Annotated in this window: 26 protein-coding genes; 12 read left to right on the top strand and 14 right to left on the bottom strand. The window is 65.5% G+C overall.

Features of this window, described 5'->3' with window-relative positions; translation table 11 throughout:
* Positions 1–203: 203 nt before the first annotated feature.
* The 3 genes from ACQR07_RS02200 (at position 204) to ACQR07_RS02190 (ending at position 1,931) form a co-directional block, all read left to right on the top strand.
* Entirely contained in the window at positions 204–797 is a 594-nt protein-coding gene (locus tag ACQR07_RS02200; protein WP_434867142.1) for a formyltransferase family protein, read from the top strand.
* A gap of 293 nt (positions 798–1,090) precedes the next feature.
* Complete coding sequence (locus ACQR07_RS02195; protein WP_434900726.1) at positions 1,091–1,441, top strand: hypothetical protein; 351 nt, start codon at positions 1,091–1,093, stop codon at positions 1,439–1,441.
* Positions 1,442–1,496: 55 nt separating this feature from the next.
* A complete protein-coding gene (locus ACQR07_RS02190) occupies positions 1,497–1,931 on the top strand; it encodes a hypothetical protein (RefSeq protein ID WP_434901044.1) in 435 nt (144 codons plus the stop codon).
* Between the two features lie 9 nt (positions 1,932–1,940).
* Here the strand turns inward: ACQR07_RS02190 and ACQR07_RS02185 are convergent, their stop codons facing one another.
* Positions 1,941–2,156 (bottom strand): hypothetical protein, encoded by a 216-nt coding sequence (locus tag ACQR07_RS02185; protein ID WP_434867139.1) that lies wholly within the window; start codon positions 2,154–2,156, stop codon positions 1,941–1,943.
* 219 nt (positions 2,157–2,375) lie between these two features.
* Between ACQR07_RS02185 and ACQR07_RS02180 the strand changes: the two genes are divergently transcribed.
* Both ACQR07_RS02180 and ACQR07_RS02175 read left to right on the top strand, forming a co-directional pair.
* Positions 2,376–3,266, top strand: a complete 891-nt coding sequence (locus ACQR07_RS02180) for a DMT family transporter (protein ID WP_434900725.1) — start codon at positions 2,376–2,378, stop codon at positions 3,264–3,266.
* Between the two features lie 186 nt (positions 3,267–3,452).
* Positions 3,453–4,910 carry a caspase family protein gene (locus ACQR07_RS02175; RefSeq protein ID WP_434900724.1) on the top strand — a complete coding sequence of 486 codons (1,458 nt, stop codon included), beginning with the start codon at positions 3,453–3,455 and terminating at the stop codon, positions 4,908–4,910.
* 87 nt (positions 4,911–4,997) lie between these two features.
* Here the strand turns inward: ACQR07_RS02175 and ACQR07_RS02170 are convergent, their stop codons facing one another.
* Positions 4,998–5,237: a BrnA antitoxin family protein gene (locus tag ACQR07_RS02170; RefSeq protein WP_434900723.1), complete on the bottom strand. Its 240-nt coding sequence runs from the start codon at positions 5,235–5,237 to the stop codon at positions 4,998–5,000.
* A gap of 2 nt (positions 5,238–5,239) precedes the next feature.
* On the bottom strand, positions 5,240–6,205 hold the full coding sequence (cysK, locus tag ACQR07_RS02165) for a cysteine synthase A (RefSeq protein ID WP_434900722.1): 966 nt from the start codon (positions 6,203–6,205) through the stop codon (positions 5,240–5,242).
* Between the two features lie 563 nt (positions 6,206–6,768).
* Between cysK and ACQR07_RS02160 the strand changes: the two genes are divergently transcribed.
* Positions 6,769–6,987 carry a hypothetical protein gene (locus tag ACQR07_RS02160; protein WP_434900721.1) on the top strand — a complete coding sequence of 73 codons (219 nt, stop codon included), beginning with the start codon at positions 6,769–6,771 and terminating at the stop codon, positions 6,985–6,987.
* A gap of 143 nt (positions 6,988–7,130) precedes the next feature.
* On the opposite strand, the gene tgt is transcribed toward ACQR07_RS02160, so the two are convergent.
* A complete protein-coding gene (gene tgt / locus ACQR07_RS02155; RefSeq protein WP_434900720.1) occupies positions 7,131–8,285 on the bottom strand; it encodes a tRNA guanosine(34) transglycosylase Tgt in 1,155 nt (384 codons plus the stop codon).
* A gap of 220 nt (positions 8,286–8,505) precedes the next feature.
* Between tgt and ACQR07_RS02150 the strand changes: the two genes are divergently transcribed.
* Positions 8,506–9,585 carry an aspartate-semialdehyde dehydrogenase gene (locus tag ACQR07_RS02150; RefSeq protein ID WP_434900719.1) on the top strand — a complete coding sequence of 360 codons (1,080 nt, stop codon included), beginning with the start codon at positions 8,506–8,508 and terminating at the stop codon, positions 9,583–9,585.
* Between the two features lie 56 nt (positions 9,586–9,641).
* Here the strand turns inward: ACQR07_RS02150 and ACQR07_RS02145 are convergent, their stop codons facing one another.
* The 7 genes from ACQR07_RS02145 to coaD all read right to left on the bottom strand — a co-directional run bounded on the left by ACQR07_RS02145 (position 9,642) and on the right by coaD (position 17,246).
* Entirely contained in the window at positions 9,642–11,663 is a 2,022-nt protein-coding gene (locus ACQR07_RS02145) for a hypothetical protein (protein WP_434900718.1), read from the bottom strand.
* Entirely contained in the window at positions 11,656–12,441 is a 786-nt protein-coding gene (locus ACQR07_RS02140; RefSeq protein WP_434900717.1) for a DUF2182 domain-containing protein, read from the bottom strand. Before ACQR07_RS02140 ends, ACQR07_RS02145 begins: the two co-directional genes overlap by 8 nt.
* A gap of 10 nt (positions 12,442–12,451) precedes the next feature.
* Entirely contained in the window at positions 12,452–13,924 is a 1,473-nt protein-coding gene (locus tag ACQR07_RS02135) for a tyrosinase family protein (RefSeq protein ID WP_434900716.1), read from the bottom strand.
* Positions 13,925–14,142: 218 nt separating this feature from the next.
* On the bottom strand, positions 14,143–15,237 hold the full coding sequence (gene queA, locus ACQR07_RS02130; protein WP_434900715.1) for a tRNA preQ1(34) S-adenosylmethionine ribosyltransferase-isomerase QueA: 1,095 nt from the start codon (positions 15,235–15,237) through the stop codon (positions 14,143–14,145).
* A gap of 144 nt (positions 15,238–15,381) precedes the next feature.
* Positions 15,382–15,846, bottom strand: coding sequence for a peptidylprolyl isomerase (locus tag ACQR07_RS02125; RefSeq protein ID WP_434900714.1), 465 nt, complete (start codon positions 15,844–15,846; stop codon positions 15,382–15,384).
* 267 nt (positions 15,847–16,113) lie between these two features.
* Complete coding sequence (locus tag ACQR07_RS02120; RefSeq protein ID WP_434900713.1) at positions 16,114–16,677, bottom strand: peptidylprolyl isomerase; 564 nt, start codon at positions 16,675–16,677, stop codon at positions 16,114–16,116.
* Between the two features lie 74 nt (positions 16,678–16,751).
* Positions 16,752–17,246, bottom strand: coding sequence for a pantetheine-phosphate adenylyltransferase (coaD, locus tag ACQR07_RS02115; RefSeq protein WP_434900712.1), 495 nt, complete (start codon positions 17,244–17,246; stop codon positions 16,752–16,754).
* Positions 17,247–17,532: 286 nt separating this feature from the next.
* On the opposite strand from coaD, the gene ACQR07_RS02110 reads away from it, so the two are divergent.
* A complete protein-coding gene (locus ACQR07_RS02110) occupies positions 17,533–17,790 on the top strand; it encodes a hypothetical protein (protein ID WP_434900711.1) in 258 nt (85 codons plus the stop codon).
* A 99-nt stretch (positions 17,791–17,889) separates the two neighbouring features.
* On the opposite strand, the gene gyrA is transcribed toward ACQR07_RS02110, so the two are convergent.
* The 3 genes from gyrA to ACQR07_RS02095 all read right to left on the bottom strand — a co-directional run bounded on the left by gyrA (position 17,890) and on the right by ACQR07_RS02095 (position 21,916).
* Positions 17,890–20,640, bottom strand: a complete 2,751-nt coding sequence (gene gyrA / locus ACQR07_RS02105; protein WP_434900710.1) for a DNA gyrase subunit A — start codon at positions 20,638–20,640, stop codon at positions 17,890–17,892.
* A gap of 171 nt (positions 20,641–20,811) precedes the next feature.
* Positions 20,812–21,210, bottom strand: a complete 399-nt coding sequence (locus ACQR07_RS02100) for a DUF2306 domain-containing protein (protein WP_434900709.1) — start codon at positions 21,208–21,210, stop codon at positions 20,812–20,814.
* Positions 21,211–21,409: 199 nt separating this feature from the next.
* Positions 21,410–21,916 carry a single-stranded DNA-binding protein gene (locus tag ACQR07_RS02095; protein ID WP_434900708.1) on the bottom strand — a complete coding sequence of 169 codons (507 nt, stop codon included), beginning with the start codon at positions 21,914–21,916 and terminating at the stop codon, positions 21,410–21,412.
* A 450-nt stretch (positions 21,917–22,366) separates the two neighbouring features.
* Here ACQR07_RS02095 and ACQR07_RS02090 point away from each other — a divergent pair, with 450 nt between their 5' ends.
* The 4 genes from ACQR07_RS02090 (at position 22,367) to ACQR07_RS02075 (ending at position 26,063) form a co-directional block, all read left to right on the top strand.
* On the top strand, positions 22,367–23,134 hold the full coding sequence (locus tag ACQR07_RS02090; RefSeq protein WP_434900707.1) for an outer membrane protein: 768 nt from the start codon (positions 22,367–22,369) through the stop codon (positions 23,132–23,134).
* Positions 23,135–23,327: 193 nt separating this feature from the next.
* Positions 23,328–24,083, top strand: coding sequence for an outer membrane protein (locus ACQR07_RS02085; RefSeq protein WP_434900706.1), 756 nt, complete (start codon positions 23,328–23,330; stop codon positions 24,081–24,083).
* Between the two features lie 251 nt (positions 24,084–24,334).
* Positions 24,335–25,117, top strand: a complete 783-nt coding sequence (locus tag ACQR07_RS02080) for an outer membrane protein (RefSeq protein WP_434900705.1) — start codon at positions 24,335–24,337, stop codon at positions 25,115–25,117.
* 217 nt (positions 25,118–25,334) lie between these two features.
* The gene (locus ACQR07_RS02075) at positions 25,335–26,063 is read left to right on the top strand and encodes an outer membrane protein (RefSeq protein ID WP_434900704.1); all 729 of its coding nucleotides are present in this window, start codon (positions 25,335–25,337) and stop codon (positions 26,061–26,063) included.
* Positions 26,064–26,326 lie beyond the last annotated feature (263 nt).

Here is a 26,326-nt window from a genome sequence, read left to right as displayed (position 1 = left end):
ACCGAGCGGGAGTTCGTCCGTCGCTCTCGGCTGGGCAAGCCGGGCTCCCGCGCGAGCCCTCGGCCAGCCCGTTCTTCGCCGGCTGTGGTGAAAGCACAGCTGGTGCTTGACCTGCGCGCCAAGGCTTGGTTTGACCCGAATAGGCCCGGTCCGCACAACCTGATCGGGTCTCGCCCCGCCCCAACCATGGAAGATGCCCCACCATGCGTATCACCCTCGTCGGTTCCCGCCATTTCGGTGTGGCCACACTGAACATGCTGCGTGACAGAGGTATCGAGATCGCGCGGGTCGTCGTGCATGACGGCGAGGACCGGCTGGCCGCGGCGGCGCGCGCGGCGGGGATCGAGGTGCTGGTTCAGGCCAACCCGAAGACGGTGCCGGCCAGCGAGATCGCACCCGGGACGGATCTGATCGTCACGGCCCACAGCCATGCGCGGGTAACGCAGGAAGCCGTCAAGGCGGCGCCGCTCGGCGGCATCGGCTACCATCCGTCGCTGTTGCCGCGGCATCGCGGCATCGCCGCCGTCGAGTGGACCATCAAGGAGGGCGACCCGATCGCCGGCGGCACCATCTATCATTTGGCGGATCGAATGGATGCCGGCGCGATTGCCGCGCAGGACTGGGTGTTCGTCAAGAAGGGCGAGACGGCGCGCGAGCTGTGGGAGCGCGCCCTGGCGCCGCTCGGCCTGAAGCTGCTCGGCGACGTCGTCGAGGCTGCGAAAGCAAGCGGCACGATTCCGGCCAAGCCTCAGGACGAGCAGTTCGCGACCAAGGCACCCAGCCTGACGCCGCACTGACGACGGGTTCGCGAGCTGAAATCCGTATCGACCGCGCCGCGGGTCAGTCGACGTGCTGAGCGGCCGGCCGACCAAAAACTCCGCCGAGGCAAGACCTTGGTACCGCTCGGCTCATGTCGTAAGCGAGGTCGCAATTTGCTCATATTGTCGCCCAAATGGCTCATGGCGGAAATCCGCATTAATCCTTAACACGCTGAAACTGTTTGATAAAATTTCTGTTTGGCACTGCGGCAAATTTTCGTCACAATTCGTCCCAATAAGCTTCTCATCACAGACATGAGGGACATCGATTCATGCGTCTCGACCGCATTGGAATGGCTTTCGCCGCGTCGATCCTGGCGGGCAGTGCAACCGCCCCCGCTTTCGCCCAGTCGCCCTATGACGGCCAGTGGCAGGTCACCATTGTCACCAGCAGCGGCACCTGCGAGCCCACCGCAAGCTCGACCCTGACGGTTGCAGACGGTAAGGTTTCCGCGGCCGGCGCCAACGTGACGGGTTCGATTGGGCGCGAAGGCCTGGTTAAGGTCTCGATCAATGGCGCTTTCGCGAATGGACAGCTCAGCGGCAATTCCGGCTCGGGGAAATGGAACGGCGCGTCGGCAGGGATTCCCTGCAGCGGGCGCTGGCAGGCCTCGCGCCTCTAAGGCTCCACCTTTCCTGAATCTATCCAAACGGCGGCTCGCAGGAGCCGCCGTTTTGCTGTCGGCCCTCCTGGCAGCCTTGCCGGGCCACGCCGATCCCGGCCCATTCACCGGCCTGGCGGGCACGTGGAGCGGCGGCGGCACAGTCGCCCTCGAGGACGGCTCGACCGAGCGTATTCGCTGCCGCGCCAACTACGGTGCGTCCAGCACGCGAATGAACCTGGTCCTGACCTGCGCCAGCGACGCCTACAAGTTCGGACTGCAGGCCGATCTTGCCGCCGAGGGCTCGGCGATCTCCGGGTCCTGGACCGAGACCAGCCGCGGCGTCAGCGGCATCCTGCAGGGACGCGGCGGCGGCGGCAACTTCCAGCTCGTCGCGACCACCGCGGGCTTCAACGCCAACATTGCGATCGCGACCCGCGGCAACAAGCAATCCGTATCGATCCGCGCCGACAGCCAGTTCCGCGCAGCAAACATCTCGCTGTCGCGCTGACCAGGCCGTTCAGGCGCGCTTGGCGCCCGAGGCCGGCGCCGGAGCCAGCTGCGCTGCGGTTCGCTTGATCGTCTTGGCGATCAGCAGCGCCTGCTCCCGGGTCATGGCGAAATCCTGCTTGCCCTTCTGCGTGGTCAGCGACAGCACCAGGAGATGCGGCTCCTGCTCCGGCCAGCCCGTGGCAAAAGCGGTCAGGAAATCGGCTGAGGTGGCGCGCTCGGTCATCTCGGGAACTCTGCCTTGGCTGTTTCGCGGCCGTCGCTTTAGGACGAAACGCGCGCACACTCCAATGTTTTTCTGGTTCAGCGGCAGCGCTTGCGGACGCCGATTCCGGCGGCCGGGTTGATGCGCTGCACCGTTGATTTCGTTTGCAATGAGGGGCCTCGAGAGGTGATACAGCCCCTCCCCTTCCAGCTCGAACCTTCCCTCCCACACAGCCGCCTGATGCACCGCTCAGCTTCGAAAATGATGGCCGCGATGTGGATGGCGGGCTGGCTGACGCTCATGCTCGTCATGGCGGTCGCAGGCCGGGAGGCCGTGCGCGAGCTCAACGTGTTCGAGCTGATGGAGCTGCGCTGTCTCATCGGCCTCGTGATGCTGTCGCCGGTCATCGCCCTGAGCGGCGGCCTGGCGACGCTCCGGACCACGCGGCTGAAGCTGCATGCGGCCCGCAACCTCATCCATTACGGCGCACAGCTGGGCTGGTTCTTTGCGCTGACCCTGATCCCGATCGGCCAGGTCGTGGCGATCGAATTCACGATGCCGATCTGGACCGCCCTGCTGGCAGCCACCTTTCTCGGCGAGCGCATCACGCTGTTCAAGCTGCTGGCGATCGTGCTCGGCCTGGTCGGGGTCGTCGTCATCGTTCGCCCCGACACCGGCGCGATCAATCCGGGGCAGCTCATTGCGCTCGGCGCGGCGGTCGGCTTCGGCATCTCGATCGCGCTGGTCAAGTTCCTGACCCGCTCCGAGCCGACCGTGTCGATCATCTTCTGGATGCTGGTGGTGCAGTCCGTTGCCGGTCTCGTGCCGACGCTGCTGCTGTGGTCGTGGCCTTCTACCACCGCGTGGGGCTGGGTCATCCTCGTGGCCCTGTGCGGCACCTTCTCGCATTTCTGCATGGCCCGCGCGATGCTCTATGCCGACGCCACCATCGTGATACCGATGGACTTCCTGCGGGTGCCGCTGACCGCCACCGTCGGCTGGCTGGTGTATGCAGAGCGGCTCGACGGCTTCACGGTGCTGGGGGCTGCCCTGATTCTGGCGGGAAATTTGTTGAACCTGCGGCCGCCGCAGTCTCGCGCAGTGCCGGTGGGCGAGACTGGCGGACGCTGATGCCGCTCATCGTGTGATCAGAGTCACGGAACTCTGCCAATACACGCGATCGGCGTTGGCATCGCGCAACACTCGCGAACTGCTTTGTGGCGGAAGCGAGATTTTTTGCATCGGAACAAGACTTTTCGACCCGACCCGCGACAAATGCGGGAGTGATCGCTTCGCTAATCGTTGGGGGATCTCCTGATGCGCATTCTCACCATCACCTTGTCGCTGCTTTGCGTGGTGCTGACCGCCGAGGCCGCCAAGGCCGACCGCCGCGTCGCCTTCGTGGTCGGCAACGGCGCCTATAAGACCGTGACCCAGCTGCCGAACCCGCCGGTGGACGCCAAGGCCATGGCCGCCACGCTGCGCAACGTCGGCTTCGACGTGGTCGAGGGCACCAACCTCACGCGCGACAAGATGACCGAGAAGCTGCTCGACTTCGGTCGCAAGGCGCAGGGCGCTGACATCGCGGTGTTCTATTATGCCGGCCATGGCATCGCGATCGCCGGCACCAACTACCTCCTGCCGGTCGACGCCGATCTGAAATCGGAGATGGACGTCAAGCTCGGTTCGGCGATCAACATCGACGTGACGCTCGACCAGACCATGGGCGATGCCAAGGTCAAGCTGGTGTTCCTCGACGCCTGCCGCGACAACCCGTTCGCGGCCAAGATCAAGTCGAACTCGCCGACCCGCAGCGTCTCGGTACAGACCGGCCTTGCCGAGATGAAATCCGGCGAAGGCACCCTGATCGCGTTCGCCACCGGACCCGGCCAGACCGCGCTCGACGGCGATGCCGGCGCCAACAGCCCGTTCACACGCGCGCTGATCTCGCACATCGCCCAGCCCGGCGTGGAGATCCAGCAGGCCATGACCTCGGTGCGCGCCCAGGTCAACGAGGAGACCAGCAAGGGCCAATTGCCCTGGGGCCATACCAACCTGATCGGTGCGGTGTATCTCAATCCAGCCGCGGCGCCGCCGGCCACGGCCGCGACCGCCGGCACCACGCCCGTCGCCGCCGCGGGCCAGAGCGCCGGCGAAGCCGAGCTCGAATTCTGGCGCTCGGTGAAGGACTCTAACAAGCCGGAAGAGCTCAACGCCTATCTCTCGACCTACCCGAACGGACAGTTCAAGTCGCTCGCGATGGCGCGCATCGCCTCGATCGAGAGCGGCGCGATCAACACCGCGACCCGCAACGTCGCCAAGGGCGTCGATCCCGCGACCTTCACCGAGGAAGGCACGCAGGTCAGCGAGGATCAGATCGGTCTCGACAAGACCAAGCGGCGCGACGTGCAGCGCCGCCTGACCGGCCTCGGCTTCGACACCAAGATGACCGGCGCATTCGACGACGAGACCCGCGGCGTCCTCAAGCGCTGGCAGGCGGCGCGGGGCTATCCCTCGAGCGGCTTCCTGACCAAGCTGCAGCACAAGGCGCTGCTGGCCGAGCCGCAGCCCGCGCCCGCCACGGCCGCGGTCGGCGACGAAGCCAGGCCGCGCCGCGCCAAGCCGGCCGGCAACGTCGCAGCCGGCAACCCGCCGCCGCAGGGCGCGCCCGTCTACCGCAACCCGCCGCCGCAGGACAACGCCGGCAATGCCGCCGGAGCCGCCTTCATCGGCGGCATGATGGGCGGCGTCCTCGGTGGCGCCCTGCGCCGCTGAACCGCCTCGCTTCGCCAAAGCAAAGAGCCCGGACCGTGAGGTCCGGGCTCTTTCCTTTGAAGTTGCGAGCAGGGAGCGAAACCGTCGTCAGAGCCCTGCGGCCTTGCGCAGGGCCGCATTGATCCGCTCCTGCCAGCCCGGGCCCTGGGACTGGAAGTGCTCGAGCACGTCCTGGTCGATCCGCAACGTCACCTGCTCGCGCACGCCGGGCACAGCGGCCTTCTTCGGCGGCGCTTCGACCGGCTTTGTGGTCACCTTCTTGAACGCGGCCTCCGCCTCGGTCCGGGCGTCGGCGAGCGTCCGTGGACGCCGCGGCTGGTCGGCCATGATCAGATCCCCTCAAACAGCGCCGTGGACAGATAGCGTTCGGAGAACGACGGCACGATCGCCAGGATTGTCTTGCCCGCGTTCTCCGGCCGCTTGCCGATCTCGATCGCGGCAGCGATCGCCGCCCCCGACGAGATGCCGCCCGGAATGCCCTCGTTGCGGGCCAGCGCGCGCGAGGTCTCGAGCGCCGTCGTGCTGTTGATCTTGACGATCTCGTCGATGATGGCGCGGTCGAGAATGTCCGGCACGAAGCCGGCGCCGATGCCCTGGATCTTGTGCGGCGAGTGCTGGCCGCCGGACAGCACCGGGCTCTCCTCCGGCTCGACGGCCACGACCTTGAGGCCGGGCTTGCGCGATTTCAACACCTGGCCGACGCCGGTGATGGTGCCGCCGGTGCCGACGCCGGCGACGAATACGTCGATGTTGCCATTGGTATCGTTCCAGATCTCCTCGGCGGTGGTCCGGCGATGGATCTCGGGGTTGGCGAGGTTCTTGAACTGCTGCGGCATCACCGAGTTCGGTGTGGTTCGCACAAGCTCCTCGGCGGTGGCGATGGCGCCCTTCATGCCCTGCCCCGCCGGCGTCAGCACGATCTCGGCGCCGAGGAAGGCCAGCATCTTGCGCCGCTCGATCGACATCGATTCCGGCATCACCAGTTTCAGCTTGTAGCCGCGCGCTGCCGCGACGAAGGCGAGCGCGATGCCGGTATTGCCCGAGGTCGGTTCGATCAGCACCGTGTCGGGGTTGATCACGCCGGCCTGCTCCATGGCCAGGATCATGCCCACGCCGATGCGATCCTTCACGCTGGCCGCCGGATTGAAATATTCAAGCTTGGCAAGGATGGTCGCCTTGACGCCGTGCTGCTCCGGCAGCTTTCGCAGCCGCACAATCGGCGTATTGCCGAAGGCGTCGACAATTGAATCAAATACCCGCCCACGGCCGGGACGCTGCGTCGCAGCTGACTCCATTTGGATAACTCCCTTGCGCACTCCGGCGCGACAGTGAAAATTGTCCTGACTATCTTCAGCGAGCTTGCTGCGCTGCGCAAGCACGTTTCCGCGACCGCTCGATCATCGCGACGCACAACAAGTCGTCGTTAAATTGCGCAAAACCTACGCATTTGTGTTGCGACAAGGTCAATAAACCCGGTGTATGTTCGGACGGAGATTCACGGAGCAGGTGCTGCTGCCCCGTCCGACGTCAGCAAGGTGTCAGGTCGGGAATGGTACGACGATGACACACTGACGAAGACTGAAGAATAAAGACCGAGTATCGCCGCCGAAATAGCGAGTGCTGTGGAGCGGACGCTATAAGTCCACTGGCCAAAAGTACACTCGCAAAAAAAGACACGCGCTAAGACGATCGACTCAAAAAAAACGGACTACCGAACAAGAACAGACCACCCAGACAAACTCTTTGTGTGACGGAAATTCGAACCGTTGAAAGTTGGACTGGCTTCAAAGATGGACTCGCTCGAGACGGAATGTTTCGAACCGAGATCGCCAACAAAGAGATCGCCCAGGAGGTCCCTATGTCAGCACTCGCTGATCTCATGTCGACTGCATCACCCCGGCCGAATCCGCGCGGCTGTGATCTGCCGACATGCCCGGTCTGCGCCGACTCCATGATCGCGGCCGAAGCGTCCGCCTATTTGGCCGACAACGCGATCAGCTATCTCTGGACCTGCGACACCTGCGGCTACGGTTTTGTCACCAAACACTCGGTCAAGAGCCGCTTCATCTGCAACTGAACGGCTTCCCGTCAGAAACGTTCCACGGCGTGATGCCGCAGCCGTCGTGCCGCCGTGGATCGGGCCTCAGCTCACATCGCTGTTGATGACAGAACGCCGCGCAATGATGGCGCGGCGGATGAAAGCGGCCTCGAGGCCCTGTTTCATCCGGCATGCGGAGCGATGTCACCACGTGCCCAATCGGCCTTGGTGCGTTCGTAGAACGCCGTGAAGTGCCCCTGCGCGATCGCCTCCCGCATCCCGGCCATTAGATATTGGAAGTAGGCGATGTTGATCTCGGACAGCAGCGTCGCACCGAGCGCTTCGCCGGCCTTGATCAGGTGATGCAGATAGGCGCGCGCGTAGCTGCGCGCGGGCGGCCACGGGCTCTCCTCATCCAGCGGACGCGGATCGTCGGCGTGGCGCGCGTTGCGCAGATTGACCGGGCCGAAGCGGGTATAGGCGACGCCGTGACGGCCGTTGCGGGTCGGTAGCACGCAGTCGAACATGTCGACGCCGCGCTTCACGGACTCAAGGAGATCGTCCGGCGTGCCGACGCCCATCAGATAGCGGGGACGATCGGCCGGCAGCGCCGGCACCGTCGCCTCGATCATCTCGAGCATGACGGCCTGCGGCTCGCCGACCGCGAGGCCGCCGATTGCATAGCCGTGGAAGCCGATATCGACCAGCGCCTGTGCGCTGGCAAGGCGCAGCGCCGGCAAATCGCCACCCTGCACGATGCCGAACAACATGTAGCCATCAGGTGCGGTCTCGAAGGCGCGGCGGCAACGCTCGGCCCAGCGCAGTGACAGCCGCATGGCGCGCTCGATGTCGGCGGGCTCGGCGGGCAGCCGTACGCATTCGTCGAGCTGCATGGCGATATCGGAGTTGAGCAGCCGCTGCACCTCGATCGCGCGCTCCGGCGACAGCTCGATCTTGGCGCCGTCGATATGCGAGCGGAACGTCACCGCCTGCTCCGTCACCTTGCGCAGCGCCGACAGCGACATCACCTGGAAGCCGCCGGAATCCGTCAGCATCGGCCCGCCCCAGCCGGTGAAGCGCTGCAGGCCGCCAAGGGCTGCGATGCGCTCGGCCGTGGGCCGCAGCATCAGGTGATAGGTGTTGCCGAGCACGATGTCGGCGCCGGCCTCGCGCACGTCGCGCCAGTGGATGCCCTTCATCGCGCCGGCCGTGCCGACCGGCATGAAGGCCGGCGTGCGGACCACGCCATGCGGCGTCGTCAGCCGGCCGGTGCGGGTCGCGCCATCGGTGCCGAGCAGCTCGAAATGATTGGGAAGATCGCCAGTGGGGGAGCTCATGGCCGGCTTATTGCGTCAGGATGGCCCCCGATTCAACCGCGATGGCGAGGTTTTCGCCTACAACGGCCGTTGACGGCGGTTCTGACCGCCCCTATGGTCCCGCGCCATGTCGACCTCGACCAAACGCACGACGAAAACCACCAAGCCCCAGGGGGACTCGGGAGGCGTGCGCGCGTAATCGACCTCGATCGCGACCATCTTCGAACCGAAGCCCCGCCTGATGAAGGTCCGGGGCTTTTTTTATGCCCAAATTCCTGACCGGAGACCTGAAGACGTGCCACACGATCCCACCATTGCCATCGTCGGCGTCACCGGCGCCGTCGGCGCCGAGTTCATCGCCACCCTGGACCGCCGCAACGTTCCCGTCGGCAGGCTGAAGGCGCTGGCGAGCGCCCGCTCGGCCGGCCAGACCCTGACCTTCCGCGGCCAGACCATCGTGATCGAGGAGCTGACCGAGCGCTCGTTCGAGGGCGTCGATATCGCGCTGTTCTCGGCCGGCAGCGGCATCTCGAAGACGTTCGCGCCGATCGCCGTCCGCTCCGGCGCCGTCGTGGTCGACAACTCCTCGGCGTTCCGCACGGACCCGAACGTGCCGCTGGTCATCCCGGAGATCAACGCCCGTCGCATCCGTGACCACAAGGGCATCATCGCCAACCCGAATTGCGCGGCGATCACGGCGCTGGTGCCGCTGTGGCCGATCCACCAGAAGAACCGCATCAAGCGCGTGATCATCTCGACCTACCAGGCTGCGAGCGGCGCCGGTGCGGCGGCGATGGACGAGCTGGTGCAGTCGACACGCGCCAACCTCAACGGCCAGGTCTATGCGCCCAAGGTGATGCCGCATCCGTTCGCGTTCAACCTGTTCAGCCACAACACGGCCATCGATCCCGACACCGGCTACAACGACGAAGAGACCAAGGTCATCAACGAGACCCGCAAGATCTTCGAGGATGAGGGCATCGCCATCGGCGTCACCTGCGTCCGCGTCCCGGTGCTGCGCGCGCATTGCGAGGCGATCACCTTCGAATGCGAGAAGCCGATCAGCGAAGACGAGGTCCGTCGCATCCTCGCGACCGCGCCCGGCGTGCGTCTCGTTGACGATCGCGCCAAGAACCACTTCCCGATGCCGGTCGACGCGTCGGGCCAGGACGACGTGCTGGTCGGCCGCATCCGCAAGGATCTGTCGGATCCCTCCGGCCACTCGATCGCGATGTTCGTCGCCGCCGATCAGTTGCTGAAGGGCGCCGCGCTGAATGCCGTGCAGATCGCCGAGCTGCTGCCGGAGCGGGCGATGGCCTGATCGCGTCCCGAGTTGATCACAGGCGGCCCGTGTGGGCCGTCTGTGCCGCCCAAAGCTTATTGCGGCATCAGTCCCCACGCATTCGCCAACTGCTTGCCGATGTCGGCAGGAAGCGCCGTGAACCCGCTTCGGCGGATCTCCGCGGCATGTTCGATCAGTCCGTCGACCAGCGCAGCTGCGGACGGGCGCGGCTCGCGCACGTAGTCCCAGCCGCTGGCGAGCCAGGGACAGCGCCCTCCTATCGCGGCACGGGCGGCGCTCGTCTGGCACGTGACGAAGTCCGGCAGCTCGGAGGCGCCGGGCGGTAGGCTGCGCGCCTTCACGGCCGGTATCTCCAACGTCAACGCGCCATCCCGCCCGCGAGCGACATCCATCGCACCGAGCAGGGCAACGTCGAACGGCACGGGCTGATCGTACGCGACGTAAAAATAAGCCATGCGGCGGATGCTGTCGAAGTCAGCCATCGCCCGGTAGAGATAGGCACAGATCGCGCCGAGCGCCGGATCAGCGTGCTTGTCGAGCCTGAGATGCGCGGCCAGTCTGGCGAGGTGCTCGGGCCCGATCCGGCCGGCCGCGAAATCGGCGATCGCCTCGAGCGCCTCGCGAAAGGAATCGCGCTGCTCGTGCTCGCCATAGGCCACCATGACATCGCCGGTCGAGCTCTGCTTCATGACCGCATACAGCCCGTCATAGGGCACCACCGGCGCGAAACTGCCGTCGGCGAACTCCACGAGCACCGGCATTCCCGCGGGATCGGCGCTGACGCGAAAGCCGGTGCGCGCGGCGGTTTGACGGCCCGCCTGCGGAGCCTGCCGCGCCCATAATCGCGCCCCGCCGGCCACGATCAGATTGGACCCGTCAGGCCCAGGCGACGGCTTGATCTGCGTCACGCTGCGGCGAAATTCGGCGGCGGCCTTGGCGCGCACGTCGGCCACCGCATCCGCCTCGAGCTGCAGCGTGATCGCCTCGGCGGCGCGGCGCGTGTTGGGTGTGCCGCGGCGGGCACGTCGCGACGGCGTGACGCGCAGCTTTATCAGATTGTGCAGCATGTCCTCGCTTCCGGGCGGGATCGGCAGCGTCTCCTTGGCCAAGCCGAGGTTGAGCTTGTTCACTCCGAAGCCTGGACCAAGCACCCGCGCGCGGAACGATTCATCCCTGTTGATCCGTTCGAGATTGCGCGCGGCCTCGGCCGCATCAGCCGCGGCAGGGCGTTCCCCCATGATCGACGCGGCGCCCGCCGGCGGCCAAGGCTGGAGCTCGACGCCATTGTCCGATGGCGGGTTGTTCTTGTCGTAGAGGACGACGGCTTCCGGATCGACCTGGCATTGCGGGTTCAGCTTCAGCTGATAGTCCTTGGCCCGTTGGCTGGTGCGGCTGCGCACGCAGACACCGAACGTGTTGGTCGTAATGACATCGTTGCTGATGGCCGACGGCTCCCTGCCCCACAGCACATCGACGATCACGCCGGAGAAAATGCATTTGCCGGCGCTGGCGGAATTCGGCTCGGCCACCATGAAGCCGAGCTGGCCGTCCTGGCAGGCGGCGAAGCGATCGAATTTCGGGCTCTCGACCCGTTCGCCGTCGGCCGTGATCCCGCGCACCGGGTCGAGCCGCATGAGATCGATGTCCTTGGGAGCTTCGCGGCAGGCATCCGAGATCAGCGTGATGCGCTGGACGCCGTGGCGCAGCAGCTCCTCGTTGAAAGCATCCGCCACGACGCGATAACGGCCGCGCAGCGAGTCGCTGAACAGCCAGGAGATCGAGCCGAAATTCGCGTCGGTCAGACCATGACCGCAGAACGCCAGGACGAGATGGTCGACGGTGTCGGCAGTGGCCGGAAACAGCTCGTCGACCGCCCGTTGCACGCGGGCGGCGGTGACCGGATTGTCCCTGTTGCCATCTCGCCTGTCGTCGACGACGCGAACGTTGTCCGCGCCGAAACCCGAGCGCAGCGCCCAGTCCCCGATCGCGCGCGCGGCAATGACAGCGCCGTCGAGATCGGCGAAGGGCGAGGTTTCGTTCGCCTTCACCGGCAGCACGGTTGCCACGCCGATCGCAAGACAAGCGCGTCTACCCATGGCGGAGCAAGCCCCGCAACGGCGCCAAGGCGGGCCGCGGATCGAGCGCCAGGATCAGCACCGGCCAGCGCCAGCGCGGCGGCTCCGGCGGCGCCAGTCGTTCGCCGAACATGATTGCTCCGGCGGCCACCATGAATGCGAGATGCGAATTCTCCGCGACCGCAGCAGCCAGCATCCAGGGCCAGCACGACGCGACGCACCAGAGGGCGTGGATCACGCCGAACCGCACGCAGTCGCGCAACGCCGTCCAGCCGAACAGGCCGATCCGTGGCAGACGGTGGCTGCGGTTGAGCGCCGCGCGTTGCCCGGGGCAGGCGCTCCAGAGCAGCGCCACCAGGATGGTCGCGCCGAACACCCACAAGCTGCCGCGGCCGGCCACCTGGAGTGCGATCGCGAGCGTGATCAGCAGCGGGCCGACCGCCATCCACACCATGCCATAGCCGAGCAGGAAGAGTGTGACCGAAGCTGCCCGGCGCCGCGGCAGGCTCGAGCGCCAGACGTGCATCAGCGGCGCTGCAAGCAGCGGCGGCATCATCGCCAGCAGCATCGCGGCCCAGCCGCCCATGATGCGTCCGGGCGGGTTCAGCGCGACCGCGAGCAGCAGCACATCGGCCTCGCCTAAGGCGCTGATCTGGCTGCTTGCGACGGAGCTGCAGAACGCAGGCACCGCACCCGTCACCGCGCCATAGGCCGACAGAACCAGGCCGCCTCCGGCCATGGCGAAGAGGATCCACCATGGCGGCCGGGCGAGGCTGCGCAACGTCGCGGCGCGCGGCATCGGAGCAGCCTCAGCTGACGATGCCGACGCGCTTCAGCACGCTGATCTTGTCGACCGTGATCGGGCTGTCGTCGCTGACATGCTCGCCGGGCACCAATGTCACGCGGATCTTGGTCGGATCGAAGCCACCCGCCTGCTGCAGCCGCTGCGCCAGCTCGGTGATGTCGAGCGTGTAGCCGAGACCATTGCCACCGTGCCTGCCATGCGGCCGCGAGGCGACGTTCAGGCCGAACAGGGTCAGGTTGCCGGCGTGCAACTCCGGATGCGCATCCGGGTCGGCGCCGTCAGGCAAATTGACATAGACGTCGATCTGCGGCGCCGACGCCTCGCCACGGACGGATTCGAGCGCGAGATAAAGCCGCGTCACGGTGTGTCCGGGCGTCGTCGCGCCCATCGCCGCGACCCCGGCGGTGGTCGCCCGCGGCTCGAGCGTGACGAGGCTGCTCTCGGGCTTGCTGCCAACGCTGACCGCGCTCGCATTGGCGCCGATCGGCTCGACGGATTGCTGATGCGAGGGACCCATGCCCACACGTGCCACCGCGACACCTCCCGGAACGAGACCCGTTCCCTTGGTCAGATTGTCATAGGTGGGATGGAATTTCCCGCCCTTCAATGTATCAGCACCGCCAAACGTGATGCCGGGATCGGCGCCTCCGAGCGCCGGCATCAGGAAAGGACGATCGGCCGGTCCTTCGCGCCATCGCGAGTCGCGCGTCATGGTCTTGCCCGGCGTGCTCATCCAGGCTTCCCACAGCCGGTCGATATTGCAGTGGTGCAGCCAGAACAATGGGTCGAGCCCGGCAAGGCGCGGATCCCCCATGTAGCCGCCGATCAGCCGATGCACCGTATTGTGCGGATTGTTCTCCAGATCGCCGGTCCAGCCGCCAAACTGAACGAAGTCTCCGGTGATGCCGCCGCCGAAGCCGATGCTGCCATTGTTGCCGACGATGAAATCGTTCTCCTGCACGGCAGCAAGGCTGAACGCATCGCGCCGTCCCGGCTGCAGAACGCTGAGCCCTGTCCGGCGCGGATAGGTTCTGAGCGGGTTCGGATCGCCGTTCGGCAGCTTGTCGGCCAGGAACGCCTGCGGCACACGCCGCGCGTCCGCATTGGTGGTGTCGAGATAGTTCCAGTACGGCAACGACCAGTCGTCGCCCGTGAGCTCCTTCACCTTGGCGGCCACGATGGCCTCGAATGTCGCGAGATAGCCGCGATGCCAGGGCAGGAAGTACCAGCTGCCGTGCTGGCACTGATCACCATAGGTGCCGTCCGTGAGCTCGCTTGGCACCGTATCCGTGCCGCCGATCAGTTCCTCACCGCGCCACAGCTCTGCATCGAAGCCGTGCATGGCGCCAAGAAATTTCCAGCTGTTGCGATTGCTGATCGGCAGGGCGTCGAGCGCCCGCATCGCCAGCGCGTAGTTGAGCAAGGTCTTGTTCCAGCCGGCACCCAGCTTCGCGACATCCTGTCGAACGATGCCCATGACAAATTCCTTTCCCAATGAACAATGAAAAGGCGCCTCGTCGTATCAACAAACTACACGGAGCGGCGAGCCCAATGGCGCGCCGCACAATCAATCATTGCTTCAATGATCGCATTCTAGCAAAAATTGCCGCGCAGGCAAGCGCGCGCCGGGACCGGCACTGCGGCAAATGCGACGGTATATGCCGAGTGGGGACGACAGCGGCTTCGCCGCTCCACCTACGGCTCGACCACCCGCTCGTCCTGTTGCCGGAACAACAAACAAGCATCGCCATACGAATAGAAGCGGTAGCCGCTCGCAATCGCGTGCGCATAGGCCGCCTGCATCGTCTCCAGTCCGGCGAAGGCCGAGACCAGCATGAACAGGGTCGAGCGTGGCAGATGGAAGTTGGTCATCAGGATGTCGACGGCGCGGAAGCGATAGCCGGGCGTGATGAAGATCGAAGTCTCCGCTTCGAACGGCGCGATGGTGCCGTCCGGCTGTGCGGCACTCTCCAACAAACGCAGCGAGGTGGTGCCGACTGCGACGATGCGGCCGCCTTCGGCTTTTGCCTGGTTCAGCGCCGCGGCGGTCTCCGGCGTGAGGCTGCCCCACTCCGCATGCATGCGGTGGCCCTCGGTGTCCTCCACCTTGACCGGGAGAAACGTACCCGCGCCGACATGCAAGGTGACACGCTGCAGCCCGATGCCGCGCTCCCGCAGCCGCTGCTCGAGCGCGGGGGTGAAGTGCAGGCCGGCAGTAGGCGCAGCGACGGCGCCCTCCTTGGCCGCGAACATCGTCTGATAGTCAGCCGCGTCCCGCTCATCCGCCGGCCGCTTGCCGGCGATGTAGGGCGGCAGCGGCGGCCGGCCGAGGTCGGCGATGGCCTGGTCGAGCGCCGGTCCGTGAAACACGAAGGCCAGCGTCACCTCGCCCTCCTCGCCCTTGGCCTCGACGGTGGCATCGAGATGGCCGAGCAGGCAGACCTTGCCCTCATTGCCGAAGCGGATCACGTCGCCGGCCGCGAGCTTCTTGGCCGGCCGGACCAGCGCCTGCCAGCGCGAGCCGTCGAGCCGCTTGATCAGCGTCGCCTCGATCTTCGCCTCGGTTTCGCGGCTGATGCGGCGCCCGGACAGCTGCGCGGCAATCACCTTGGTGTCGTTGACGACGAGTTGGTCGCCCGGCTCCAGCCAATCCGGCAGGTCGGCTACGGTGCGGTCGCGCAGCACGCCGTCGCCCTGCACCACGAGCATGCGCGCCGCCTCGCGCGGGCTCGCGGGACGCAGCGCGATGTTCTCGGGCGGGAGGTGGAAATCGAACAGGTCGGTGCGCATGAGCCCCTCTGTCATCGCCCGCGCAGGCGGGCGAACCAGTACTCACGATCTTTGTAACAGGAGCCGACTGTGAGTACTGGATGCCCCGCCTTCGCGGGGCATGACACCTTTTGTGAAACGCGCGTTGACGTGCGAAGCGCGCTGTTACGCCGCGTCGGCAGCCATGTACGCCTTCACGATCTTGTCGGGGTTCTGCACCGGCTCGCCGCGCTTGATCTTGTCGACGTTCTCCATGCCCTCGGTGACCTTGCCCCAGACCGTGTACTGCTTGTTCAGGAAGCTGGCGTCGTCGAAGCAGATGAAGAACTGGCTGTCGCCGGAATCCGGGTTGGCGGCGCGGGCCATCGAGGTCGTGCCGCGAACATGCGGCTCAGCGTTGAACTCGGCCTTCAGCTTCTTGCCGGAGCCGCCCATGCCGCTGCCCTGCGGGCAGCCGGTCTGCGCCATGAAGCCGTCGATCACGCGGTGAAAGACGATGCCGTCATAGAAGCCCTCGCGGACGAGCTCCTTGATGCGCGCGACATGGCCGGGCGCGAGGTCGGGACGCATCTCGATGGTGACGGGGCCCTGGGTGGTTTCGAGGATCAAGGTATTTTCGGTCACAGCCATGCTGGTCTCTCGGTTGGGTTGAATGGATGACGGTCGGGACAACGGACAGTCCGGATGAAAATGTCGCGGCGCCTTCTGATGTGCGGCCGTCCCCGGCTGACGGCAATCCGAGCACAACGAGGCCCGGGCGATGCGGGTCCCAGAATAGACCCATCGCGCTTAAAGCTGAAGCCGCCCGTGCTGTCGATGCGGCGGCCGGGGCGTGGCAAAGGGTTCCTTAAACGCGGGGAACCCGGGCTGGAGGCCCGGGTGCCCTGCTCCTTCCGGTTACTTGATGTCTGAGGCGACCTGGACCTTGACCATCTTGTCGGGGTCGGTCACGGCGCCGCCCGCCGAGCCCGGAGGCGCCTTCTTCAGCTTGTCGACGACATCCATGCCCTGCACGACCTCACCGATCACGGTGTACTGGCCGTTCAGGAACGAGGCGTCGCCGAAGCAGATGAAGAACTGCGAGTTGGCGGAATCGACGCTGTCGCCGCGCCGCGCCATGCCGACGGTGCCGCGCTTGAACGGCGTCGGCGAAAACTCCTGCTTCAGGTTCGGATATTTCGAGCCGCCGGTGCCGTCGAATTTCTGGCCGTCGCCGGTCTGCGCCATGAAGCCGTCCATGACGCGGTGGAACGGCACGTTGTTGTAGTAGCCCTCGCGCGCCAGCGTCTTCAGCCGCTCGGCGTGCTGCGGGGCGAGATCGGTGCGCAGCTTGATGATGATGCGGCCCTTGGTGGTGTCGATGACCAGCGCGTTCTGCTTGTCGAGACCGGCGGGCAGCGATTGCGCCAGCGCCGGCAGCGCGAACACGAGGGCGACGACGAAAGCGAGAGCTCGGATCATGGCAGCTCCTAAAGGATGATGAGGGGGAAAGGTTAGGGATGGCCAGCCGACGCCGGGCGCTGGCTGGAGAATGGTCAGGCGAATTTGGCCTTGAGGGGCGCTACCACCGACGGCGGCACGAAGTGCGAAATCTCGCCGCCCATTGCGGCGATCTGGCGGACCAGGCTGGCGGTGATGGGACGGACCGGCACCGACGCCGGCACGAACACCGTCTGGATGGACGGTGCCATGGTCTGGTTCATCCCGGCCAGTTGCATCTCGTAGTCGAGATCGGTGCCGTCGCGCAGGCCGCGGATCATCATGATGGCGCCGGCCTGCTGGGCGGCGGTGACGGTCAGATTGTCATAGGTCGAGGCCTCGAAGCCGCAGCCGGCGGCAGCCGCGACCGGGCCGAACACCTCATGGGCCATCGCCAGCCGTTCCTCGGTCGAGAACAGTGGCTTCTTGCCATGATGCACCCCGACCGCAACGATCAGCCGGTCGCAGAGATGAACGGCCTGCCGGACCACGTCGAGGTGGCCATTGGTGACGGGATCGAACGAGCCCGGATAGAGCGCAATGCGTTGCATGCGCCCGTCCTATACCGGCCGGAACAGGGCGGCAAGCGGGCTGGCGCAGCCGTGACCGCGCCGGAATGCGCATCTGGCAGAGCGAAGCTGCGACGAAGCGCGGCCGGAACCTCCGGGCGCGGCGCCGATTGTTTCGTTGGAACCGCAACGACGAAACACATCGACCGCGGCACGAAACCAATTCGTTCGGTCTGCGAAGGACTGCCGAAACCCGAATTGGTTATCAAATCGTTAACGAACGAACGGCCGGAAAGGCCCGACAACAAGACCACGACAGGGGACCGTCATGATCAAAGCGCTTTCTGCGATTGCAGCAGCCGGTTTCGTGGCTGCCGCCTTCACCGTTCTGCCCGGCTTCGCCCCGGAGGTGAACGCCAGCGTTCCGCAGCCGCTGGCCAAGAGTGATCGCCTGGATTTCCGCCCGATCGGCCGCGACTGCTCGCAGCAGGCCTGGCCGAATTTCGAAGCGTCCTGCCTGCGCGGCGCGGGCACGCGGACGACCATCCGTGAAGCACGCATCGTCGGCGCCGACCGGATGCAGTGAGAAGATAGCAAGTAGCGAGTAGCGAGTAGCGAGTAGCGAGTAGCGAAGAGGTGACCTGATTCTTCCCTATTCGCTACTCCCTATTCGCCATTCGCCTCTTCACTCGCCGTTCGTTGCCTCAGCCCCATTGCCACCGTTGCCGTTCTCCGTTTCCTCGCCGATGTGCTCGACCGAGACGACGTGCTCGTCGTCGGCGGTGTTGAACACGATGACGCCCTGGGTGGAGCGGCCGGCGATGCGGATGCCGTCGACCGGGCAGCGGATCAGCTGGCCCTTGTCGGTCACCAGCATGATCTGGTCGCTGTCCTCGACCGGGAACGAGGCGACCAGCTTGCCATTGCGGTTGTTGACCGACATCGCGACGATGCCTTTGCCGCCGCGGCCGGTGGTGCGGTACTCGTAGGACGAGGTACGCTTGCCATAGCCGTTGACCGAGACGGTCAGCACCACCTGCTCCTGCGCCGACATCTCGACATAGCGCTCCTGCGACAGCTGGATCGCGCCGGCAGCCGCCTCCTCGCCTTCGGTCTCGACCGGCTCCTCGGTGGTCGCCTCGCCCGACATCGCGCGGCGCATCTTCAAATACGCCGTGCGCTCGTCCGACGTTGTCTCGACATGGCGCAGGATCGACAGCGAGATCACCTTGTCGCCTTCGGCCAGCGCGATGCCGCGCACGCCCATCGAGGTGCGGCCGGTGAAGACGCGGACGTCTGGAACGGGGAAGCGGATGCACTGGCCGCCGGCGGCGGTCAGCAGCACGTCGTCGCGCTCGGTGCAGATCTGCACGTTGACGATCTCTTCGCCGTCATCGAGCTTCATGGCGATGATGCCGGAGCGCCGCACATCGACGAAGTCCGACAACTTGTTGCGCCGGACGTTGCCGCCGGTCGTGGCGAACATCACGTCGAGATTGGCCCAGGAGGATTCGTCCTCCGGCAGCGGCATGATCGTGGTGATGCGCTCGCCCTGCTCCAGCGGCAGGATGTTGATCAGCGCCTTGCCGCGGCCGTTCGGGGCCGCGATCGGTAGCCGCCAGACCTTCTCCTTGTAGACCTGGCCGCGCGACGAGAAGAACAGCACCGGCGTGTGCGTGGAGGCGACGAACAGCCGGCTGACAAAATCCTCCTCGCGCGTCTGCATGCCCGTGCGGCCCTTGCCGCCGCGACGCTGAGCGCGATAGGCGGACAACGGCACGCGCTTGGTGTACCCGGCGTGGGACACGGTCACGACCATATCCTCGCGCTGGATCAGGTCCTCGTCCTCCATCTCGCCTTCCTGCTCGGCGATGACAGTGCGGCGCGGGGTGGCGAACTCGGCCTTGATCGCCGACAGCTCGGTCTTGACGATGTCCTGGACGCGGGCGCGCGAGCGCAGGATGTCGAGATAGTCGGCGATCTCCACCGCGAGCTTGTCGAGCTCCTCGGAGATCTCCTCGCGGCCGAGTGCGGTCAGGCGCTGCAGGCGCAGATCGAGAATGGCCTTGGCCTGCTCCAGCGACAGCCGCGCGGTGCCGTCCGGATTGATGCGGTGGCGCGGATCGTCGATCAGCGTGATCATCGCGGAGACGTCCTGCGCCGGCCAGTCGCGCGACATCAGGGTTTCGCGCGCGGTGTTCGGATCCGGCGAGGTCCGGATGACACGGATGATCTCGTCGATATTGGCGACCGCGATGGCGAGGCCGACCAGGATGTGGGCGCGGTCGCGCGCCTTGTTGAGCAGGAACTTGGTCCGCCGCGTCACCACCTGTTCGCGGAACGCCACGAACACGGTCAGCAGATCCTTCAGGTTCATGGTCTGCGGCCGACCGCCGTCGAGCGCCACCATGTTGGCGCCGAAATTGGTCTGCAGCGGCGTGAACTTGTAGAGCTGGTTCAGCACCACGTCCGGCACGGCATCGCGCTTGAGCTCGATGACCACGCGAAAACCGTCGCGGTCGGATTCGTCGCGCAGGTCGGAGATGCCCTCGATTCTCTTTTCGCGCACCAGCTCGGCGATGCGCTCGACCATCGAGGCCTTGTTGACCTGATACGGAATCTCGGTGATCAGGATCGCCTCGCGGTCCTTGCGGATGGTGTCGATCGTCACCTTGCCGCGCATCACGATCGAGCCGCGGCCGGTGTGGTAGGCGGAGCGGATGCCGGCGCGGCCGAGAATGATGCCGCCGGTCGGGAAATCCGGCCCCGGAATGATCTGGTTGAGCTCATCGATCGACAGCGCGGGATTGTCGGTCAGCGCGATGCAGGCGTCGATCACCTCGCCGAGATTGTGCGGCGGGATGTTGGTCGCCATGCCCACGGCGATGCCGCCGGCGCCGTTGACGAGCAGATTCGGGAACTTTGCCGGCAGGACCGACGGCTCTTTCTCCGAATTGTCGTAGTTCGCCTGGAAGTCGACGGTGTCCTTGTCGAGATCGTCGAGCAGCGACTGCGCGATCTTGGTCAGGCGCGATTCCGTGTAGCGCATCGCCGCCGGCATGTCGCCGTCGACCGAGCCGAAATTGCCCTGGCCATCGATCAGCGGCACGCGCATCGAGAAGTCCTGCGCCATGCGTACCAGCGCGTCATAGACCGACTGGTCGCCGTGCGGATGGTATTTACCGATGACGTCGCCGACGGTGCGGGCCGACTTGCGGTACGGCTTGTTCCACTCGAAGCCGTTCTCGTACATGCCGAACAGGATGCGCCGGTGCACGGGCTTGAGGCCGTCGCGCGCATCGGGCAGCGCCCGCGCCACGATCACGCTCATCGCGTAATCGAGGTAGGAGCGTTTCATCTCATCGAGGATGGAGACGGGACGAATGTCGGAAGGTCCGCCCGGCTCGCCGGGCTTCTCATCTTCTTTATCGGACAAAGGGGATACCGGTCGGTTTTGACACGCGAAAATCGCTTGGAATCATATAGCGCAGGAGCGCGCCGCAGACCACCCCCAAGGCGCCCCGGACCGCGCTTTTTCTGCTCGCCTTTCCAGTCACTTAACGGGGCTTCTGCAAGCGGGCGAAGGACGCCGCGGCGGCCATCCCGGCTACGATCCGAAGACGACCTTGTGCATGACCCGTCCCGGCAACAACGTGAACAGCCCGGCAATCACCAGCGCGCCGGAAAACAGCATGATCATGGCCCGCCGGTGATCCCCCACCCGATGCCGACGTGCAGCCCACACCGCGAGCGGCAGCATGACAAGCGTGTAGATCGACAGCAGATGAATCAGGCTGAACGGACCCACCATCCGGATCGTGTGGATCCAGAACGAGCTGACTGCCACCGCCGCCATGAGGGCGACCCAGATCCAGCCGACCGTTCGATGCGGCAGCGTGCCCTTCGGCGCGGCGAATTGAACCACTCCGAGCGCGAACGCCGTCATCGCCGCAAAGGCGTGCAAGACGATGGCCGCCTCGGCTTCGAGCAATGGTGCGAAGCTCATGGATACCCCCCCGTGGTCAGCGGCTCGGCCCCGGCGGCAGCGTCGATGCCGATCCACCGGCAGAACGCACTTTGATCGACCGCCGCAGCCCCCCGCGCAGCGATCAGCACAGCCTCGTATCATCATCTGCGGAAGGGCAGTTCACTTGGCTCCCGTCCAAACGGGACGGAAGCCAACGCTCGTCGAAATTGCACGCGCCTCAGAACGGAATGTCGTCGTCCATGTCGCTGTTGCGTCCGCCGCCGCCACCGCCGGCCGAGGCGACGGCGCGGCGCGGCGGCGCCATCGACGGACCGCTGCTGCCGAAATCGCCACCGCCCATGTCGTCGGCGAAGTTGCCGCCGCCACCGCCGCCGCGGCCACCAAGCATCGTCAGCGTCGAGTTGAAGCCCTGCAGCACCACCTCGGTCGAGTACTTCTCGACGCCGCTCTGGTCGGTCCATTTGCGGGTCTGCAGCGCGCCCTCGATGTACACCGTGGCGCCCTTCTTGAGATACTGCTCCGCGACCTTGCAGAGACCCTCATTGAAGATCACCACGCGGTGCCACTCGGTCTTTTCCTTGCGCTCGCCGGTCGCCTTGTCGCGCCACGTCTCCGACGTCGCGATGCTCAGATTGGCGATCGGCCGCCCATCCTGGGTGCGGCGGATCTCCGGGTCCTTCCCGAGATTGCCGACCAGAATCACCTTGTTCACGCTACCCGCCATCACACTCTCCCGCGGTTTTCACATCACCGGACCGGCCGTCCCTACCGGCCTCTCGGCACGATGTGGCTGAACCTTCCTCTCGGCGCGGACCCTATACGGTTGCCGCGCCAGCCACCCGTGCCGTCGCTCGCTTATCCACATATAGCATCAGGCGCCGCGTTGTTCCAGGTTTGTTCGCCCTGCCGTGCCTGCAACCATGCAGCGAGTTCCATGGAACCCGAACGGACGAAAATGGAACCCGGGAAAGTTCCATCCGGACGACAAAAAATCTTTAACTTACATCAACTTAACCTGCCTTACTTCCTCCTGTCCTGTGGCTTTTGGGAGACGGTATCTTGGGTTGAATCGCGTATGTTTGCGGTGGATTGAGGCCGCAAAGGCGGCCGCACCAATTCACAAGAGCGCGGCTCCGGGGACCCAAATGGAGCCGCCAAACGCGGGAGACTTAGGATGAAGAGGATTTTTCTTGGAGCTGTCAGCTTGATGGTTTTGGGGGCGCTGGCTCCCGCGAACGCCGCCGATCTTGCCGCGCGCCCCTATACGAAGGCGCCGATGGCTGCGCCTGCGCCGATTCTGACCTGGACCGGCTTCTATCTCGGCGTCCAGGGCGGCGGCGGCTGGGGCCGCAGCGATGAGACCTTCTTCGGCGGGCCGAACACGGCCGGATTTATTGGCACGCAGCGCTACGACTTCAACGGCGGCTTCGTCGGTGGCGTCCTTGGCTACAACTGGCAGGTCGACAACGTCGTGTTCGGCATCGAGGGTGACTACCACTGGGCCGACATCAATGGCCGTTCGGCGGTCATCAACAACGCCCTCGGTCTTAACTTCGGCGATACGTACTTCACCCGGCTGCGCGGCTTCGGCGACATCAAGGGCCGCCTCGGCTGGGCCGCGGGCCCTGCCCTGTTCTTCGTCAGCGGTGGTGCCTCGGCCGGCGACTTCCAGCATCGCTACGACCCGGGTCTCAACCCGCCGCCGGCTGGCGCCGCTCAGAACGACTGGCGTTGGGGCTGGACCGTCGGTGCCGGTGCCGAATACATGTTCGCCGCGAACTGGTCGGCGAAGGTCGAGTACAACTATATCGACTTCGGCCGCAGCACGATCAACTACGTCCCGGCGGGCCCCAACAACCGCTCCGAGTGGACCGACACCATCCACACCGTCAAGGCGGGCATCTCCTACCACTTCGGCGGACCGGCCCTGTCGCGCTACTGATTGCACGCAGGAATTGAAATATGTCGAAAGGCCGGCCTTGTGCCGGCCTTTTTTTGCTTGTCGGAACCGACACTTGCTGGGCTGCTGTGTCGTTTGGGTGACGGCTTTTTCGGATCAAAGGGGCTACAAGCTGTTGCGGGTGAGCGTTGGTGAGAGCGTGCGTGCGGGCGTCGGACTTGGTTTGGGGACTGCGATGAGAAGGCTGTTGCTGGGGGCGACAACTTCGCTGGTGCTGGGGATGGCGCCGGCCATCGCTGCCGATTTGCCCGCGCGCACCTTCACCAAAGCGCCCGCGATGATCACCACGATCTATGATTGGAGCGGGTTCTATCTGGGCCTGAACGCCGGCGGCGCGTCGTCCCGGACCTGCTGGACCAATCTCGTCACCCTCGCCGGCGTCGCCGCCACCAATGCCGAGGGCTGCCACGATGCCACCGGCGCTCTGGCCGGCGGCCAGATCGGCTACCGCTGGCAGACCGGCGGATGGGTGTTCGGCGTCGAAGGCCAGGGCAACTGGGCCAACCTCAAGGGCAGCAACACCAGCCAGCTTGCTCCCGGCGTGACCAACCAGACCAAGATCAATGGCGTCGGCCTGGTGAGCGGCCAGATCGGCTACGCCTGGAACAACGTGCTCTGGTACGTGAAGGGCGGCGCGGCCGTGGCCGGTGAGAAATACACCGGGCTCACCACTCCGACCGGCCTGCCGTTCGATCAGGCCTCTGCGACGCGCTGGGGAGCTGCTGTCGGCACCGGCGTCGAGGTCGGCTTCGCCCAGAACTGGTCGGTTGCCGCTGAATACGAGCATCTGTTCATGGGCAACCGGACGCTCGGCTTCACCGGCGTTCCCGGCGGCGCTGCGACGCGGACCGATTCCGTCGGTCAGGACGTCGACATGGCCACGGTGCGCGTCAACTATCGCTGGGGCGGCCCGGTCGTCTCCAAGCACTGACACGGATCACATCCGCTGACATCAGCCAACGATGCCCCGGTTGTCCGGGGTTTTGGCGTTGGCGGGCCGCGATCGGCCGCCGCGAGACTGATTTACCGGTCCTTAAGCACGACCGACACATCCCGCTGAAGTGACGCGACCATTCACGGCTTTAGAAATCTGTCTTGCCTACAACCTGCCCCAGGCCACGCGAGTGGGCTCGGATCGGAGGGATCCGACGAGACGACATCTGGGATGTGGGGAAGACAACCATGCAGAAGACGACACTGATCGTAACCGCCGGCGTTGCAGCGCTGGCACTGACGCCGGCCGCCGCCGCCGACTTTGCCGCGCGGCCCTATGCCAAGGCGCCGCCGCCGGCCTATGTCACGCCGCTGCCGAGCTGGGCCGGGTTCTACCTCGGCGCCAACGGTGGCGCCGATTGGAGCCGCAATTGCTGGACGCTGAACAACGTCGCCGGCGTAGCCGTGGTGCCGACGCAGGCCGAAGGCTGCCACAACGGATCGAGCGGCCTGATCGGTGGCCAGGTCGGCTATCGCTGGCAGGCCGCGAGCTGGGTGTTCGGCGTTGAAGCCCAGGGCAACTGGACCAATCTGAAATCATCCAATGCGAGCACCGCAGCGCTCGCCGCCGGCGTCACCAACAACACCAAGACCGACGCCATCGGCCTGTTCACCGGCCAGGTCGGCTATGCCTGGGCCAACGTGCTCTGGTACGTGAAGGGCGGCGCCGCCGTCGTTCACAACAAATACACCGGCACCGCCACCAACGCCGCGCCCTTCGCGGTCGGCACGGTCCTGGATTCGGCAAGCGAGACCCGCTGGGGCGGCGCCGTCGGCACCGGCGTGGAGTACGGCTTCGCGCCGAACTGGTCGGTCGCCCTCGAGTACGATCACCTGTTCATGGGCTCGCGCGATATCAGCTTCCCGGTGGCCGCGGTGAACGCCCGCGTCGACACCATCAAGCAGGACATCGACATGGCGACCGTCCGGGTCAACTACCGATTCGGCGGCCCGGGCACCCCGCGCTACTGACGAAAAAACGCTGCTCCTCAGAGCACATTCGAAGGCCGGCGCTCGCGCCGGCCTTTTTCGTGTCCACAGCCCGGCATCGACACGGCGTTTTTGTGTTAAATATTTGATTTATAACGCTTTTTCATCCCTGTGGCGCATCCGTTACAGCCTCTCCGCGGCCCGCGATGTATCAACATGCCATCGCTTGTCATTCCAAAACTCCTCGGGGGAGCATTTGATGAAAAAGTTGCTCGTGATCACGACGGCCCTCGTCGGCATCGCAGCCGCCAATTCCGCTTCGGCGGCAGACCTCGCCGCGCGGCCCTACACCAAGGCACCGCCGATGATGGTCGCCATCAACGACTGGAGCGGCTTCTACGCCGGCATCAACGCGGGCTACGGCACCAGCCGCAATTGCTGGACGATCGTCGGCGGCGCGGCGGAAGGCTGTCACAACGCCACCGGCGGCACCGTCGGCGGCCAGTTCGGCTATCGCTGGCAGATGAGCTCGGTGGTGTTCGGCCTGGAGGCGCAGGGCAACTGGGCCGACCTGACCGGCCAGAACAACAGCCTGGTGTTCCCGGTCGACTCCAACCGCACCAAGGTCAACGCGCTCGGCCTGTTCACTGGCCAGATCGGCTATTCCTTCGACAACGTCCTGCTCTACGCCAAGGGCGGCGCTGCGGTGACGAGCTCCAAGCAGGACATCTTCTCGGGCGTGATCTTCGCTCCGCTCGCCACCACCACCAGCACCCGCTGGGGTGCCACGGTCGGCGCCGGTGTCGAATTCGGCTTTGCTCCGAACTGGTCGGTCGGCTTCGAATACGATCACCTGTTCATGGGCAACCAGAACGTGACCTTCCGCGGCGCCGTCTTCACCCAGACCGACACCATCAAGCAGGACGTCGATCTGTTCACGGCCCGGCTGAACTACCGCTTCGGCGGACCGGTCGTCGCCCGATACTGATCGGGTTCGACAACCGAAGGTTTCGTCGTCTAACGAAACCTGGAGAGGCCGGCGTCCAGCCGGCCTTTTTTGTTGCGCGCGCACCACGGCACCGCACCGCAACACACGGAACCAAGCATTTGAATTACTTCGACTTTCTCAGGCTTCCCCGTAAAAGCCCGGTTTCGCCCGCGAGTGTGTCTTCCGGGTGACGGTAATCTGGGCGGAACCCGGCTATAGAAAGGTGGTCAACTTCAACGAGTGAGTCTGTTTCGTGCGTGAGT

This window comes from Bradyrhizobium sp. HKCCYLS20291 (assembly GCF_051167715.1).
Lineage (GTDB): Bacteria > Pseudomonadota > Alphaproteobacteria > Rhizobiales > Xanthobacteraceae > Bradyrhizobium.
This window is presented reverse-complemented; position numbering and strand designations above follow the sequence as displayed.